Genomic DNA, 18,350 nt, shown 5'->3' with positions numbered 1-18,350 from the left:
TAGGCTGGCTGCTGGAACAGCGCAGCTGGCAAAAATGACAGGTCGGCGTCCGCAAGCTTTTATGCCTGTTTGTCCTGTGCCGGCCTCTTCGCGGGTAAACCCGCTCCCTCAGGGATCGCGCTAACCCTGTGGGAGCGGGTTTACCCGCGAAGAGGCCGGTCCTGAAAACATAAATCTTTGATTTTCAAAAAATACATCTGAAAATGTTAAACAAAACAGGAAATTATCCTTTACAGAAATATTGTTTCGGCACTATCTTCTGAATCAGGCCGCCGCAGCGGCCAACGTCGCTCGGACGGTTCCGGGCGCTTACGTCTGCAGAGGAACACATGGCCAACCCAGGTTCGCCGCGCCGCTTCGCGCGCATCGATCGTCTCCCCCCGTACGTCTTCAACATCACCGCCGAGCTCAAGATGGCCGCCCGCCGCCGTGGCGAGGACATCATCGACCTGAGCATGGGCAACCCCGATGGCGCCACCCCGCCGCATATCGTCGAGAAGCTGGTGCAGGTCGCCCAGCGCGAGGACACCCACGGTTATTCCACCTCCCGCGGCATCCCACGCCTGCGCCGGGCGATCTCCAACTGGTACAAGGATCGCTACGAGGTCGACATCGATCCGGAAAGCGAGGCCATCGTCACCATCGGCTCGAAAGAGGGCCTGGCGCACCTGATGCTGGCCACCCTCGACCAGGGAGACACGGTGCTGGTGCCCAACCCCAGCTACCCGATCCATATCTACGGTGCGGTGATCGCCGGTGCCCAGGTGCGCTCCGTGCCGCTGGTGCCAGGGGTGGACTTCTTCAACGAGCTGGAGCGGGCGATCCGCGAGTCGATCCCCAAGCCGAAGATGATGATCCTCGGCTTCCCGTCCAACCCCACCGCCCAGTGCGTCGAGCTGGACTTCTTCGAGCGCGTGGTGGCCCTGGCCAAGCAGTACGACGTGCTGGTGGTGCACGACCTGGCCTACGCCGACATCGTCTACGACGGCTGGAAGGCGCCGTCGATCATGCAGGTGCCGGGCGCCAAGGACATCGCGGTGGAGTTCTTCACCTTGTCCAAGAGCTACAACATGGCCGGCTGGCGGATCGGCTTCATGGTCGGTAACCCCGAGCTGGTCAGCGCCCTGGCGCGGATCAAGAGCTACCACGACTACGGCACCTTCACCCCGCTGCAGGTGGCCGCCATCGCTGCCCTGGAAGGCGACCAGCAGTGTGTGCGAGACATCGCCGAGCAATATCGCCAGCGCCGCAACCTGCTGGTCAAGGGCCTGCACGAGCTGGGCTGGATGGTCGAGAACCCCAAGGCCTCGATGTATGTCTGGGCCAAGATTCCCGAGGCCTATGCGCACCTGGGCTCGCTGGAGTTTGCCAAGAAGCTGCTGGCCGAGGCCAAGGTCTGCGTGTCGCCGGGGATCGGCTTCGGTGACTACGGCGACGATCATGTGCGCTTTGCCCTGATCGAGAACCAGGACCGGATTCGCCAGGCCATTCGCGGCATTCGCCAGATGTTCCGGGCCGATGGTCTGACCAGCAAGTAAGCCGCCAGGGCGCTATCGCGGGTGTAGGAGCGGCCTTGTGCCGCGAAAGGGCCGCGAAGCGGCCCCAGGATGTATGCAGCATTGCCAAGAACCCGGGGCTGCTTTGCAGCCCTTTCGCGGCACGAGGCCGCTCCTACACAGACCTGCGCATATCGCTTACCTCGGAACGCCGATCAGCGGCGATCTTTTTTTGCTTCCCCCTCTTCTCAGCCGTCCGCGCCTGGATTACAAATAGCGCCGCGGGCGCTCGCCCCGATAACAACAACCTCCTTCCCTGGCCATCATGTCCGATCAGAACCCTTGCCTGACCTGCGGCGCCTGCTGCGGCTACTTTCGTGTGTCTTTCTTCTGGGGTGAATGCCAGTCCGCCGGCGGCGTGGTGCCCGACGATCTGGTGGTGCAGATCAACCCGACCCGGGTCGCCATGATCGGCACCGATGCCAAGCCTTGCCGCTGCGTCAGCCTGGGTGGCGAGATCGGCACGCAAGTGGCGTGCTCCATCTACGAGAACCGCTCCAGCCCCTGCCGCGAGTTCGATGCCTCGTGGGAAAACGGCGTGCACAACCCCAGCTGTGACGACGCCCGGGCAGCCTATGGCTTGCCACCGCTGACACCACCGGGCGCCAATGAGCCGCATTGGCCGGATGAGGGGGCGGAGGTCGCCTGAAGGGATTACTTGGCCTTGCAGACTGCGAACTGCGTGGGAGCGGGCTTGTCCCGCGATTGCGGTGCCGGCGTCATCTCGTGGCAAGCCCGCTCCCACAAACCGTTTCACATTCTGGCCATTCGCCATGACCGTTCGTCGGTTGGATCCAATGGCCGCAAGTCTGAAACCCGCGAAACACGTGCCGCCTAAACAAAGTATTAACACCATTTGACCGTCCCCTGCGCCGTACCGCCCGCGCCTGAGCGGCTACACATTCCCTCAAAGGAAATTCGTAGCCATTAGATCAGGCGTTTCGGCCGTCGCGTGTTCCACTGCTCTTTCCTGCCCCGCTGTGCACGCATTCAAGGACTGAATCGCCTGATCCACGAAGGAGCTCTCCGTGGACAGACGTGCCGCCCCCCGTTCACCCGCCCGTTTCTCGCAACTGTCGCTGGCTGTCAGCCTGGCTGTAGGTGCGATGGCATTTGGTCTGTCCAGCGAACAGGCCCTGGCTGCCTGTAGCGCGGCCGGGGCCACGATCACCTGCAACGGCGCTGCCAACCCGCTGGCGCCGAGCTATACCAACGGCGGCAGCGGCCTCACCGTGAACGTCAACCCGGGCGCGACCCTGGGCACCTTGCTGGGCGTGGGCGGCACCTCGCTATCGCTGGCCGGCAACAACAACACCTTGAACAACTCCGGCACCATCGACCCGACGTTGCTCGGGCTGTTGAGCATCCAGTCCTCCGCCGTGCTGATCGGCAACACCGGCACCGGCAGCACCCTCACCATCAACAACAACGCCACGGGCGTGATCAAGGGCACCGGCGCCCTGCTCGGCGCCAACCTGCTGAACCTCACCGGCATGGCGCTGGACGCACGCAACGGCGCCGCCGGCACTACCACCATCAGCAACGCCGGCAGCATCGGCTCCTCGGCCTTGGCCAGCCTCACGCTGGTGAGCGAGGACACGCCGGTCATCGCCGTGACCGGCGGCAGTACGGTGAACTTCACCAACACCGGCACCATCCTCGGCCGCGCCGCGTTCGAGGCTTCTGCGGCGGGTAACACCTTCACCAACGCCGGGACCCTGACCGGCAGCCTGTCGATGGGCGCCAACAGCACCAACCGCTTCAACGCCATCACCGGCTCCAGCGTCGGGGCAGGGCTTGGGGTCGGCGTGGCGTTGCTGGTCACCAGCAACCCCAACCTCGCCTTTGCCGCAGCCGGGAAGATCGACGGCGGCGCCGGCGGCACCAACACCCTGGCGCTGCAGAACGCCATTGGCGGCGGCAGCGGCACCGCGGGCAGCGGTACGATCAACGCCACCAACTACATCAACTTCAGCCGCCTGATTGTCGACGCCGGCACCTGGAGCCTGATCGGCCAGGTGCTCAACGGCACCACCCAGACCACCCTCAACGGAGGCCAGCTCAACTTCGACAATTCCAGTGTCTTCGGCAGTGGCGCCATTACCGTCAATGGCGGTGGGCTGGCGGCCAGCGTCGGTGGCCTGAGCCTGGCCAACAACTTCACCCTCAATGCCGGCCTGAGCGTCGGCGGCGCCACCGACATGGCTCTCAATGGCGTGATCTCGGGTGTCGGCGGCCTGACCAAGACCGGTACCGGGCTGCTCACCCTCGGCGCCACCAACACCTACAGCGGCGGCACCAACCTGGCCGCCGGCGGCCTCAACCTGGCCAGCGCCGCGGCACTGGGCAGCGGCGGCCTCACCGTCAGCGGCGCCAGCAGCCTGCAGGGCAGCGTGCCACTGGTGCTGAACAGCAACGTGGCGTTGAACGCGGCGCTGACCCTGCCCGGCAGCAATGCCCTGACCCTTGGCGGCGTGCTCAGTGGCACCGGCTCGCTGGTCAAGAGCGGCAGCGGCACCGTGACGCTCAACGGCGTCAATACCTTCAGTGGCGGTACCACACTGGCCAGCGGCACGCTGACCATCGGTAACGACAGTGCCCTCGGTTCCGGCGCGCTGACCCTTACTGGCAACGGCACCCTGAACCACACCGCCGCGCTCACCCTGGGCAACGCCATCAACCTGGGCGGCAACACCCTCACGCTGCCGGGCAGCAATGCCGCCATCCTCAACGGCGTGATCAGCGGTACCGGCGGCCTGACCAAGACCGGCACTGCCGACCTCACCCTGAACGGCGTCAACACCTACAGCGGCACCACCACCCTGGGGGGTGGCAAGCTCACTGTCGGCAACAGCGCCGCGCTGGGCACCAGCGGCCTGACCCTGGGCGGCAATGCCAGCCTGGATGCCAGCAGCGCGGTCAGCCTGGGCAACGCGATCAACCTGGGGGCCAACACCCTCGACCTGCTGGGCACCAGCGCCACCACCCTGGGTGGTGTCATCAGCGGCACCGGCGCGCTGGTCAAGAATGGCGCCGGCGACCTGACCCTCAATGGCAACAACACCTTCAGCGGCGGCCTGACGCTCAACACCGGCAAGCTCACCGTCGGGCACAGCAATGCGCTGGGCAGCGGTGCGCTGACCCTGGGCGGCAACGTCAGCCTCGACGCCGGCACCGCGGTCAACCTGGGCAACGCGGTCAACCTCGGCGCCAACACCCTCAACCTGCTGGGCACCAGTGCCACCACCCTGGGCGGTGTCATCAGCGGCACCGGCGCGCTGGTCAAGAACGGCAGCGCCGGCCTGACCCTCAACGCCAGCAATACCTTCAGCGGCGGCACCACCCTCAATGGCGGCGTGCTGACCGTGGGCAACAACAATGCCCTGGGCACCGGCGCGCTGTCTCTGGGCGGCAATGCCAGCCTCGATGCGGGCGTGGCGGTCAACCTGGGCAACGCCATCAACCTGGCCGGTAACACCCTCACTCTGCCGGGCACCAGCGCCACCACACTGGGTGGCGTGATCAGCGGCACCGGGGCACTGGTCAAGAACGGCGGCAGCAACCTGACCCTGGGTGGCACCAACACGTTCAGTGGCGGGCTGACCCTCAATGCCGGCACCCTGACCCTGGCCAGCGCGGCGGCCCTGGGCACGGGCGGCCTGACTGTTGGCGGGGCCTCGACCCTGGCCAACGCCGTGGCGATGACCCTGAACAATGGCGTCAACCTCGGCGCCAACCTGACCCTGGCCGGCGCCAACAATCTCAATCTGGCCGGCAACCTCAGCGGCACCGGCGGGCTGATCAAGAACGGCAGCGCCAGCCTGACCCTGGGCGGCAACAACACCCAGAACGGCGCCACGGCGCTGAACGCCGGCACCCTGGTGCTGGGCAGCAACACCGCGCTGGGCACCGGCGCGCTCAACGCCGCGACCAACACCACCCTCGACACCAGTGTCGCCGGGCTGAACATCGGTAACGCCCTTAACCTGGCCGGCAACCTGAACCTGCCCGGCAGCAATGACCTGACCCTGAGCGGCGTCATCGCCGGCGCCGGCGGTATCACCAAGGGCGGCAACACCACCTTGACCCTGACCGGTACCAACACCAACAGCGGTTCCACCTTTGTCAACGCCGGTACCCTGGTGGTCGGCAGCAACACCGCGCTGGGCACCGGCACCCTCAACACCGCCGCCGGCACCCACCTGGACGCCAGCACGGCCGTGAGCCTGGCCAACGACGCCATCATCGCCGGCCCCCTGACCATCGACGGCACTGCCAACCTGGGCCTGAGCGGCGTGCTCAGCGGCATCGGCTCGCTGGTCAAGAACGGCAACGCCAGTCTGACCCTGAGCGGCAACAACGTCTTCACCAACGGCACCCAGCTCAACGCCGGCACGCTGATCCTGGGCAGCAACACCGCACTGGGCATCGGCGGCCTGGCCCTGGGTGGCAACGCCAACCTCGACACCAGCACCGCGGTAGCCGCCACCAACACCATCAGCCTCGGCGCCAACACCCTGACCGTGCTGGGCAGCAACGCCACCACCCTGACCGGACAGATCAGCGGCACCGGCGCGCTGGTCAAGAACGGCAGCGCCGGCCTGACCCTCAACGGCAACAACACCTACAGCGGCGGTACCACCCTCAACGGCGGGTTGCTGACCCTGGGCAACAACAATGCCCTGGGCAGCGGCGCCTTGACCCTGGGTGGCAACGCCAGCCTCGACGGCAGCGGCACCCTCAACCTGGGCAATGCCATCAACCTCGCCGGCAATACCCTGACCCTGGCGGGCAGCAATGCAACCACCCTCGGCGGCGTGATCAGCGGCACTGGCGCGCTGACCAAGAACGGCAGCACCAACCTGACCCTGTCAGGTGCCAACACCTTCAGCGGTGGTCTCAACCTCAATGCCGGCACCTTGACCCTGGCCAGCGCCGCGGCGCTGGGGACCGGAGCTTTGAACGTCGGCGGTGCTGCCACCTTGGCCAACTCCACGGCCATGACCCTGAACAACGCCATCAACCTCGCCGCCGACCTGTCGCTGCCCACCACCAGCAATCTCACCCTGGCCGGCAACCTCAGTGGCACCGGCGGCCTGGTCAAGAGCGGCAGCGCCACCCTGACCCTGAGCGGCAACAATACCCACAGCGGCGCCACCGCGCTCAACGCCGGCACCCTGGTACTGGGCAGCAACACCGCCCTGGGCACTGGCGCGCTGAATGCCGCCAACAACACCACGCTGGATACCAGCGTCGCCGGGCTGAACATCGGCAACGCGCTGAACCTGGCCGGCAACTTCATCCTGCCCGGCAGCAACGACCTGACCCTGAGCGGCACCATCGCCGGCGCCGGCGGCATCACCAAGAACGGCGCCACCAGCCTGACCCTGAGCGGCAACAACAGCAACAGCGGCATCACCCGTCTGAACGCCGGTACCCTGGTGCTCGGCAGCAACACCGCGCTGGGCACCGGTACCCTCAACACCTTGGCCGGCACCCACCTGGATGCCAGCACGGCAGTCAGCCTGGCCAACGACGTTACCATCGCCGGCCCCCTGACCATCGACGGCAGCGCCGACCTGGGCCTGAGCGGCGTGGTCAGCGGCATCGGCTCGCTGGTCAAGAACGGCAACGCCAACCTGACCCTGAGCGGCAACAACCTCTACACCAACGGCACCCAGCTCAATGCCGGCACGCTCACCCTCGGCAGCAACACCGCGCTGGGCATCGGTGCCCTGACCCTGGGCGGCAACGCCAATCTCGACGCCAGCACCGCGGTGGCGGTGACCAACGGCATCAGCCTGGGCGGCAACACCCTGACCGTGCTGGGCAGCAACGCCACCACCCTCGGCGGCCTGATCAGCGGCAGCGGTGCGCTGGTCAAGAATGGCAGCGCCGGACTGACCCTCAACGGCAACAACACCTACAGCGGCGGCACCACCCTCAATGCCGGGCTGCTGACCCTGGGCAACAACAACGCCATCGGCAGCGGCGCGCTGAGCGTGGGCGGCAATGCCAGCCTCGACGGCAGCGCCGCGCTCAACCTGGGCAACGCCATCAACCTGGGGGCTGGCGCCACCCTGACCTTGCCAGGCAGCAACGCCACCACCCTTGGCGGCGTGATCAGCGGCACTGGCGCGCTGACCAAGAACGGCAGCACCAACCTGACCCTGTCGGGCGCCAACACCTTCAGCGGCGGCCTCAACCTCAATGCCGGCACCCTGACCCTGGCCAATGCCGCGGCGCTGGGAACCGGCGCGCTGAACGTCGGGGGCGCCGCGACCCTGGCCAACAGCGTGGCGATGACCCTGGGCAACGACGTCAACCTCGGCGCCAACCTGACCCTTGGCGGCAGCAACAACCTGACCCTGGGCGGCGTGCTCGCCGGTACCGGCGGGTTGATCAAGAACGGCGTGTCCGACCTGACGTTGACGGGCAACAACACCTTCAGCGGTGCCATCGACCTGCTCGGCGGCAGCATCACCACCGTCGGTACCACCGCTCTGGGCAATACCTCGGCGGTCAGCGTCGGCGCCGGCACCAGCCTCAACCTCGGCGCCAGCGCCACCATCGGTGGCCTGAGCGGCGCCGGTACGGTGAATATCGCGGGCGGTGCTGCCCTGACCCTGGGCGGCAACAACCTCAACAGCGTGTTCAGCGGCGTCTTGGCCGGCAGCGGCGGGCTGATCAAGAACGGCAGTGGCAGCTTCGAGCTGTCCGGGGTCAACGTGCTCGCTGGCAATACCACGGTCAATGCCGGCTTGCTCAATGTCACCGGCTCGCTGGCCAGCGCCAGCGTGCAGGTCAACAGCGGCGCCAGTCTCGGCGGCACCGGCAGCTTGCTGGGGGCGGTCGACATCGCCAACGGCGCGCACCTGCTGGCCAACAGCGGTGCGACCCTCGGCACCGGCGCATTGACCCTGCACAGTGGCTCGGTCCTCGACTTCGGCCTGGGCTCGCCCGCTACTGGCGGCACCGCGCAGGTCAACGTCAACGGCAACCTGACCCTGGACGGCACCCTCAACGTCACCGACGTCGGCGGCTTCGGCACCGGTATCTACCGGCTGTTCGACTACACCGGCGCGTTGGTCGACAACGGCCTGCTGGTCGGCAACGTGCCGGGTGCCATGTTGCCCGGCGACCTGCAGGTGCAGACCTCCATCGGCAGCCAGGTCAACCTGCTGGTCGGCGGCGCCACCGGCACCGTGCAGTTCTGGGACGGCGCCCAGAGCGTGCCCAATGGCGTGATCGACGGCGGCACCGGCACCTGGAATGGCAGCAACACCAACTGGACCGATGTCAACGGCGTGCTCAACGGCAGCTGGGCCAGTGACTTCGCGGTGTTCCAGGGCACTGCGGGGGATGTCACCGTGGTCGGCACCCAGGCCGCCACCGGGCTGCAGTTCGTCACCAACGGCTATCGCCTGATCGGCGCCGGTGGGCTGGACCTGGTCAACGGCAGCAACGGCGCCTTCGCCGTGCGAGTCGACCCCGGCGTCACCGCGACCCTCAACGTCGGCCTCTCGGGCAGCGGCCAGTTGGCCAAGCTCGACAGCGGCACCCTGGTGCTCAATGGTGCCAACAGCTACACCGGCGGCACCCTGTTCAACGGCGGCACGGTCGTGGTCGGTAACAACACCGCTTTTGGCAGCGGCGCTGTCAGCACCGCCAACGGCACCACCCTGGACAGCAACACCGCCGTGACCCTTGGCAACGCCTTCAATCTAAGCGGTGCCCTGACCGTCGCCGGTTCCGCCGACCTGGGGCTGTCCAACGTGGTCTCCGGCCTTGGCAGCCTGGTCAAGGCTGGCGGCGCCAACCTGACCCTGGGCAGCGCCAACACCTACAGCGGCGGCACCAGCCTGGGTGCCGGCACCCTGACCCTCGGCAACGCCCAGGCGCTGGGCACGGGCGGCCTGAGCGTCACCGGTGCCGCCAGCCTGGACACCACCAGCAACCTGGCACTGGGCAATACCGTCGCCCTGAACGCCAACCTCACCCTACCGGGAACAAACGACCTCACCCTCAACGGAGCGCTCAGTGGCACCGGGGGCCTGGTCAAGACAGGTTCCGGCACGCTCACCCTCAACGGCAGCAACAGCCAGCAGGGCAGCACCAGCCTGAACGGCGGCACTCTCGTGGTAGGCAGCAACACCGCGCTGGGCACCGGCGCCCTGAACGCAGTCGGCGGCACCACCCTGAGCAGCAATGCCAACGTCACCCTGGCCAACCAGCTCAACCTGGCCGGCAACCTGACGATCACCGGGGCGCAGAACCTGACCCTGGGCGGCAACGTCAACGGCGTCGGCGGCCTGACCAAGACCGGCAGCGGCACCCTGACCCTGAACGGCACCAATGGCAACCTGGGCAACACCAACCTCAATGCCGGCACCCTGGTGCTCGGCAGCGCCAGCGCCCTTGGCCTCGGTCAGCTCAACGCGGCGGCCGGCACCACGCTGGACAGCTCCGCGGCGATCAACATCGGCAACACGGTCAACCTGGGAGGCAACCTCACCATCACCGGCAGCAACGACCTGGGCCTGGGCGGCCTGGTCACGGGGGCCGGCAGCCTGACCAAGAACGGTGCCAGCAACCTCACCCTCAGTGGCGCCAACACCCTGACCGGAGGCGTGACCCTCAATGCCGGCACGCTGACCCTGGGCAACAACCAGGCACTGGGCACCGGCACCCTGACCGTCGGCGGCGCCAGCAACCTGGCCACCACCGGTGCCCTGACCCTGGCCAACCAGGTGACACTCAACAACACCCTGAGCCTGACCGGCAACAACAACCTGGCCCTCAATGGTGTGATCAGCGGTACCGGCGGCCTGACCAAGACCGGCAGCGGCAACCTGAGCCTCGGCGCCGCCAACACCTACCAGGGCACCACCACCCTGGGTGGCGGCACCCTGACCCTGGGCAACAACACCGCCCTGGGCACGGGCAACCTGGCGGTGACCGGCAGCAGCACCCTGGCCACCACCGGCGTGCTGCAGGTGGCCAATGCCATCGGCCTTGGCGTCGGGACCACTCTCGGCGTCAACAACACCCAGGCCCTGACCCTCGACGGTGTCATCAGCGGTGCCGGGGCGCTGAACAAACTGGGTGCCGGGCAACTGGTGCTCAATGGCAGCAACACCTACGCCGGCGGCACCTCGCTGCAGGCCGGCAGCCTGCTGCTGGGCAATGCCGGCGCCCTGGGCAGCGGTGCCCTGAGCGTCAACGGCGCCGCCAGCCTCGATGCCAGCCAGGCGCTGGCGCTGGTGAACGCCGTCAACCTCGCCGGTGGCAACCTGACCCTCGGCGGCAGCCAGGCACTGACCCTCAACGGTGTGGTCTCCGGCAGCAACGGCATGGTCAAGAACGGCGCCGCCACCCTGACCCTCAATGGCAACAACACCTACAGCGGCGGCACCACCCTCAACGCCGGCACCCTGGTGGTCGGCAGCAACACCGCGCTGGGCAGCGGCGCGCTGAGCACCGGTGCCAACACCAGCCTCGATGCCGGTGGCGCAGGCGCCACCCTGGCCAACAATGTACACCTGGGCGGTACCCTCAACCTGCCGGGCAGCGCCGACCTTACCCTCAACGGCGTGGTGGATGGCGTCGGCGGCCTGAACAAGTCCGGCGCCAGCACCCTGACCCTCAACGGCGCCAACAACTACCTGGGCGGCACCACCCTGAATGCCGGCCGACTGGTGGTCGGCAACGACAACGCGCTGGGGCAGGGCGCCCTGACCGTCGCCGGGGCTTCGACCTTGAGCGGCGGCGCCGGCACCACCCTGGCCAACAATGTCACCCTCAATGCCGGCCTGAGCGTCGATGGCGGCAACGACCTGACCCTCAACGGCGTGATCAACGGCACCGCCGGCCTGACCAAGAACGGCAGCGGCAACCTGACCCTCAATGGCAACAACGGCTTCCAGGGCGGCACTCAGCTCAACGCCGGGCGCCTGACCCTGGGCAGCAGCGGTGCGCTGGGCACCGGTACCCTTTCGGTCACCGCCGACGCCACCCTGGCCAACAGCGCGCCCATGGCCCTGGGCAACACCATTGCCCTGAGCAATGGTGCCAACCTGACCGTTGAAGCCGCCAACGCGCTGATCCTCAGCGGCGACCTCGGCGGCAGCGGCAACCTGGTCAAGACCGGCGTCGACGACCTGACCCTGGTCGGCGTCAAGACCTTCACCGGCAACGTCGACATCCAGGCCGGGTCCCTGACCACCCTCGGCGGCGGTGTGCTGGCCAACGTCGACACCCTCAACGTCGGTGCCAGCGGCCAGCTCAACCTCAACGGCAACGCCAGCCTCGGCAGCCTGACCGGCAGCGGCCAGGTCGATGTCGGCATCGGCAGTGTCCTGAGCCTGGGCGGCAACAACCTCAGCAGCACCTTCGCCGGTGGTCTCAACGGCCTGGGCGGCCTGACCAAGATCGGCAGCGGCACCCTGACCCTGACCGGCACCAGCAACCTGGCCGACAACACCCAGGTCAACGCCGGCACCTTGAAAGTCGACGGTACCCTGGGCAGCAACCTGCTGACCGTGGCCAGTGGCGCCACCCTGGCGGGTAGCGGCACCGCCAACGCCACGGTGGTGATCAGCAACGGCGGCCACCTGGCCGGGCAGAGCGGCGCCACCCTGGGCCTCGGCAGCCTGGTGCTCAACAGCGGCTCGATCGTCGATGTCGGCCTGGGCGCCCCGTCCACCGGCGGCACCGCGCTGTTCAACGTCGGCGGCAACCTGACCCTCGACGGCACGCTCAATGTCGGCAGCATCGGCGGCTTCGGCAACGGTGTGTACCGCATCTTCGACTACACCGGCGCGCTCACCGACAACGGCCTGGACTTCGGCAGCCTGCCAGTGGGCGTAGGCCTGGGTGACGTGACCCTGCAGACCGCCCTGGCCAACCAGGTCAACCTGCTGGTAAGCGCCGCCGGCCTGAACATCCAGTTCTGGGACGGCAGCCAGAGCGTGCCTAACGGTCAGGTCGATGGCGGCACCGGCGTGTGGAACGCCGGCAACACCAACTGGACCGACCTCAACGGCGTGCTCAATACCACCTGGGGCAGCACCTTCGCGGTGTTCCAGGGTACAGCGGGCGACGTCACCGTTGACGGCAGCCAGACCGTCAACGGCCTGCAGTTCGTCACCGATGGCTATCGCCTGCTGGCGGGCACCGGCGGCGCGCTCGACCTGATCAACGGCAGCGGTGGCGACACCAGCGTGCGGGTCGATCCGGGTGCCACGGCCACCCTCGATGTCGGCCTGACCGGCGTCGGCAAGCTCAACAAGCTCGACAGCGGCACCCTGGTGCTCAACGGCAGCAACAGCTACAGCGGTGGCACCCTGCTCAGCGGCGGTACCTTGATTGTCGGCAACAACGCGGCCCTGGGCAGCGGCGCGCTCGACACCGCGGCGGGCACCACCCTCGACAGCAACGCCTCGGTCGTCCTGGGCAATGCCGTCACCCTGGCGGGCCCATTGAACATTGCCGGTAGCAATGACCTGGCCCTCAACGGCAACATCGGCGGCGCCGGTGGCCTGGTCAAGGCCGGCAGCGCGCGGCTGGCGCTGGCCGGCAACAACACCTATGCCGGTAATACCGCGCTCAATGGCGGCACCCTGGTGCTGGGCTCCAATACCGCGCTCGGCACCGGCAGCCTGACCACGGCGCCCGGCACCAGCCTGGACAGCAGCCAGGCGGTCACCCTCGCCAACAACGTCACCACCACGGGCGATCTCACCGTGCTGGGCAGCAACGACCTGACCCTGGGCGGCACCGTCGGCGGCACCGGCCGCCTGCTCAAGGCTGGCCTCGCGCGCTTCGCGCTGATGGGCGCCAACACCTACAGCGGCGGCACCGACCTGCAGGCCGGCACACTGGTGGTCGGCAACAACGCGGCGCTGGGCAGCGGCGGCCTGGAGGTCAGCGGCAACGCCAACCTCGACAGCGCCAGTGCCGTCACCCTGGCCAACCCGGTCAATGTCAGTGGCGTGCTCAACGTGCTGGGCAGCAACGACCTGCAACTGGCTGGCGTGCTCAGCGGCGGGGGCGAGCTGAACAAGAGCGGCCTGGCCGACCTGACCCTGTCAGGCAACAACACCTTCAGCGGCATCCTCAACATCCTCTCCGGCAGCCTGAGCACCATCGGCACCACTGCCCTCGGTACCCAGAGCCAGCTGAACGTCAGCAGCGGCGCCAGCCTCAACCTTGACGGCAACACCAGCCTCGGCGACATCGGCGGCACCGGCGCGATCCAGATCGCCGCCGGCAACAGCCTGGCAGTGGAGGGTGGGGTGTTCGACGGCAATATCAGCGGCACCGGCACCCTGAACAAACTCGGCAACGGCACCCTGGCGTTGAGCAGCACCAACAGCCACACCGGCACCACCAACGTCCAGGCCGGGGGGCTGCAGGTGAATGGCTCCCTGGCCAGTGGCGCGGTCAACGTCGCCAGCGGCGCCAGCCTCAGCGGCGCCGGCAGCCTCGGCGGCGCGGTGACGGTGGCCAACGGCGGCAACCTCGCGGCCACCAGCGGCAGCACGTTGAACGCCGGCAACCTGGTGCTCGACAGCGGCGCCAATTTCAACGCCTCGCTGGGCACGCCGTCGTCTGGTGGTACGCCGCTGGTCAACGTGGCCAACAACCTGACCCTGGGCGGTACCCTCAACGTCACCGATATCGGCGGCTTTGGCGCTGGCGTGTACCGGTTGTTCGCCTACGGCGGCAGCCTCACCAACAACGGCATGAGCTTCGGCACCACGCCGGTGCCGATCACCGACCTGACCGTGCAGACTGCCGTGGCCAACCAGGTCAACCTGGTGGTCGGCGGTGCCAGCAACGTACTGTTCTGGGATGGCAGCCAGAGCGTCGCCAACGGCCAGATCGACGGCGGCAGCGGCACCTGGGACGCCACCAACACCAACTGGACCGACGTCAACGGTGTGTTGAACAGCACCTGGAACGACACCTTCGCGGTGTTCCAGGGCGCCCCCGGCACTGTCACCGTCAACGGCAGCCACAGCATCACCGGCCTGCAGTTCGTCACCGATGGCTATGTGCTCAACGCCGGTACCGCCGGTGAACTGCTGGGCAACGGCACCACCAACCTGCGGGTCGACAACGGTGTCACCGCGACCCTCAACGTCGCCCTCAACGGCACCGGCAGCGTCGCCAAGCAGGACGGCGGCACCCTGGTGCTCAACGCCGCCAACGGCTACAGCGGCGGCACTGCCCTCAATGGCGGCACCCTGGTGCTTGGCAACAACAGCGCGCTGGGCAGCGGCACGCTGACGGCCGCAGGCGGCACCACGCTGGACAGCAACACCGCCGTCACCCTGGCCAACACCACCGTGCTCAACGGTGCCCTGGCCATCGCCGGCAGCAACGCCCTGACTCTCAATGGCGTAGTCAGCGGCACGGGTGGGCTGATCAAGAACGGCGCCGGCCTGCTGACCCTGAACGGGGCCAACACCTACAGCGGCGGCACCCAGATCAACGCCGGCGGCGTGGTGGGCAACAGCACCAGCCTGCAAGGCGCGATACTCAACAACGGCGCCCTGACCTTCGAACAGAACGCCAACGGCAGCTACACCGGCAACCTCAGCGGCAACGGCACCCTGGCCAAGAACGGTACCGGCGAGCTGCTGCTGACCGGGGTCAACACCTTCACCGGCGCCACCAGCGTCAATGCCGGCACCCTGCTGGTCAACGGCCGTCTCGACAGCACCAGCGTGCAGGTCGCCACCGGCGCCCGCCTGGGCGGCAGCGGCACCTACGGCGGCGGCGTGCAGATCGCCAACGGCGCTACCCTGGCCGCCGGCCAGAGCGCCACGCCGCTCACAGTAGGCAGCCTCGACCTGGCGTCGGGCAGCGCCCTGGACTTCAGCCTTGGCGCTCCGGCTGCCTCCACCACCGTGGTCAGGGTCAACGGCAACCTGGTGCTTGACGGCACGCTGAACATCACCGATGCCGGCGGCTTCGGCACCGGTGTCTACCAACTGTTCAGCTACGGCGGCACGCTCACCGACAATGGCCTGGTGTTCGGCGCCATCCCCGGCAGCGTGGTCCTGGGCGACCTCAGCCTGCAGACCGCCATCGCCAACCAGATCAACCTGGTGGTGCAGAACTACGGCGAGGAGCTGCAGTTCTGGAACGGCGGCAAGACCAACCCCGACGGCAGCGTCGGCGGCGGCAGTGGCACCTGGGGCTCGAACACTGGCTGGACCAATGCCGGCGGTACCAGCAGCGAAGGCTGGAGTGGCGGCTACGCGGTCTTTGGCGGCACGTCGGGCACCGTTACCGTGGTTGGCAACCAGTCGTTCGAGGGCCTGCAGTTCCTCAGTGATGGCTACCAGGTCGTCCCGGGCTCTGGCGGCAGCCTGACCCCGGTCAACGATGCCGACGGCAGCCTGGCGGCAGTGCGTGTCAACGCCGGCGCGACGGCCACCGTCAGCGCACCGCTGGTCGGCACTGGCGGTATCGAGAAACTCGATGCCGGCACCCTGATCCTCGCGGGCGCCAACACCTACAGCGGCGGCACCACCGTCAGCGGCGGTACCCTGGTCGGTAACACCACCAGCCTGCAGGGCAACATCCTCAACAACGCCAACCTGGTGTTCGCCCAGGGCAGCAACGGCACCTTCAACGGCACCCTCAGCGGTACCGGCATCACCACCAAGCAGGGTGGCGGTACCTTGCTGCTGACCGGCAACCAGCCGTTCAGCGGCGCCTTCAATGTCAACCAGGGCGTGCTCCAGGTGGGCGACGCGGCCAACCCGGGCAGCAACCTCGGCGCCCAGGTCACGGTGGCCAACGGCGCCGCCCTGACCGGCAACGGCACCGTCGCCGGGCTGATCAACAACGGCACCGTGCTGCCGGGGCCGGCCGGCAACCTGAACGTGTCGGGCAACTTCACCAATGGCGCCACCGGCACCCTGGTGATCGACCTCGCCAGTTCACCGGTGAACTACCTGAACGTGGGCGGCACCGCGAACCTCGGCGGCAGCCTGATGGTGGCCAACCTTGCCAGCGGCAACGGCCAGTACACCGTGGTCAGCGCCGCGGGTGGCGTCACCGGTACTTTCGCCACCACCAACCTGGCCAACTCGGCGTTCCTCAACAGCTCGCTGGACTATGGCGCCAACCAGGTGACCCTGTCGGTCAGCCGCAACGGCAACTCCTTCGCCGATGTCGCCGCCACCGGCAACCAGCGTGGCGTGGCCACGGCCCTGGGCAGCGCCGGGGCGCCGGCCGAGCTGGTCAACAACCTGCTGCCGCTGGACCGCCAGGGCGCCCAGGCGGCGTTCGACAGCCTGTCTGGCGAGATCCACGCCAGCACCGCGACCGTGCTGATCGAGGACTCGCGCTACGTCCGCGAAGCGGTCAACGACCGTCTGCGCCAGGCCGACTGCAGCAACCAGGACGATCCGCGTCGCACCCTGGCGCCGACCGCCAACCAGCAGCTGACCAGCGAAGGCTGCCAGGGCCAGGCTGTGGGCTGGATCCGCGCCATCGGCGGCTGGGGTACCTACGACGGCAGCAGCAGCCATGCCAGCGTCGACCGCGACCTGTCGGGCTTCATGCTCGGCGTCGACCGTGCCCTGGATGACCAGTGGAAAGTCGGCGCCGCCGCCGGCTACACCCGCTCGAGCATCGATGCGCACCGCCGTCGCTCCGACGCCACGGTAGACAGCTACCACCTGACCACCTACCTCGGCTACCAGCTGGACGCTTTCGCCGCCCGTATGGGCGTGGCCTACAGCTGGCACGACATCGACACCAAGCGCGATGTCACCGTCGGCAGCTACGACGACCGGCTCAAGGCCAAGTACAAGGCGCGCAGCGCCCAGGTGTTCGGCGAGGTGGGCTACGCCATCGATGCCGGCGGCATCGCCCTGGAGCCGTTCGCCGGGCTGGCCTACGTCAACTACGACAGCGACACCGCCCACGAGAAGGGCGGGGCAGGGCGGCTGGAAGGCAAGGTCGACCAGGACGTGACCTTCTCCACCCTGGGCGTGCGGGCCGGCAAGCGCATCCTGCTCGACAATGGCAGCAGCGTCACGCCGCGGCTGTCGGTGGGTTGGCGCCATGCGTTCGGTGACGACAAGCCCGATGCGGATCTGCGCTTTATCGACGGTGGCGCCGGGTTCAGCACCGAGGGCGTGCCGATCGCCAAGGACGCGGCAGTGGTCGAGGCAGGGGTGGACCTGTCGGTGGGCGCGAGCGGCAAGCTGGGGGTCGGGTATTCCGGGCAGCTGTCGAGCGAGAACCGTGACCATGGTGTGGTGGTGAGCTTCAGCATGGGGTTCTGAGGTAGATCGCCGGGGCTGCGTTGCAGCCCTTTCGCGGCACGAGGCCGCTCCTACAGGAGGAGACCGTGTTCCTCTCTGTAGGAGCGGCCTTGTGCCGCGAAAGGGGCGCAAAGCGCCCCCGGCCTTTTCTTGGTCTTCGAGCGCGAGGGCTGTTGACCGCATCAGGGCCACCAGGCGTTCGCCGCAAATTTTGCAGCGCCAAGCACCTGGTGGCCATGACGCGATCAAAACCCTCGCCCCAAACCCCGTAAGACATTTCTGAACTTGAAACCAAATCCTTCAGCCATCCAGCACTTCGGACCTATCCTACGCGCCAGCCGGAAGGCTCTGAATTGGCCGGGAAACTCATCAGGGGTACCGTCACTGGGTCGTCACATTTGGCGACCGGGTGTGAGAAGCCCGTTGTGTGAACCATGTCGATACCGTCAATGGCGGTCGTGCGCGTGCAGGCTTTGGCCTGACCGTGGATTCATGGTTACAC

Annotated in this window: 3 protein-coding genes; all 3 read left to right on the top strand. The window is 67.6% G+C overall.

What is annotated here, in order from left to right:
* The first annotated feature begins 329 nt into the window (after positions 1–329).
* The 3 genes from alaC to LU671_RS01045 all read left to right on the top strand — a co-directional run bounded on the left by alaC (position 330) and on the right by LU671_RS01045 (position 17,869).
* A complete protein-coding gene (gene alaC / locus LU671_RS01055) occupies positions 330–1,538 on the top strand; it encodes an alanine transaminase (RefSeq protein ID WP_203647943.1) in 1,209 nt (402 codons plus the stop codon).
* Between the two features lie 283 nt (positions 1,539–1,821).
* Positions 1,822–2,205, top strand: a complete 384-nt coding sequence (locus LU671_RS01050; protein WP_050703800.1) for a YkgJ family cysteine cluster protein — start codon at positions 1,822–1,824, stop codon at positions 2,203–2,205.
* Positions 2,206–2,662: 457 nt separating this feature from the next.
* On the top strand, positions 2,663–17,869 hold the full coding sequence (locus LU671_RS01045; RefSeq protein ID WP_232854780.1) for an autotransporter-associated beta strand repeat-containing protein: 15,207 nt from the start codon (positions 2,663–2,665) through the stop codon (positions 17,867–17,869).
* The last annotated feature ends 481 nt before the right edge of the window (positions 17,870–18,350 follow it).

This window comes from Pseudomonas sp. NMI760_13 (assembly GCF_021283245.1).
GTDB lineage: Bacteria > Pseudomonadota > Gammaproteobacteria > Pseudomonadales > Pseudomonadaceae > Aquipseudomonas > Aquipseudomonas peradeniyensis.
The sequence above is the reverse complement of the archived record's forward strand: the minus strand, read 5'-3'. Positions and strand labels throughout refer to the sequence as shown.

Coding starts and splice junctions, on each gene's coding strand:
- alaC (WP_203647943.1), top strand. CDS start 330: ATGGCCAACCCAGGTTCGCCGCGCCGCTTCGCGCGCATCGATCGTCTC.
- LU671_RS01050 (WP_050703800.1), top strand. CDS start 1,822: ATGTCCGATCAGAACCCTTGCCTGACCTGCGGCGCCTGCTGCGGCTAC.
- LU671_RS01045 (WP_232854780.1), top strand. CDS start 2,663: ATGGCATTTGGTCTGTCCAGCGAACAGGCCCTGGCTGCCTGTAGCGCG.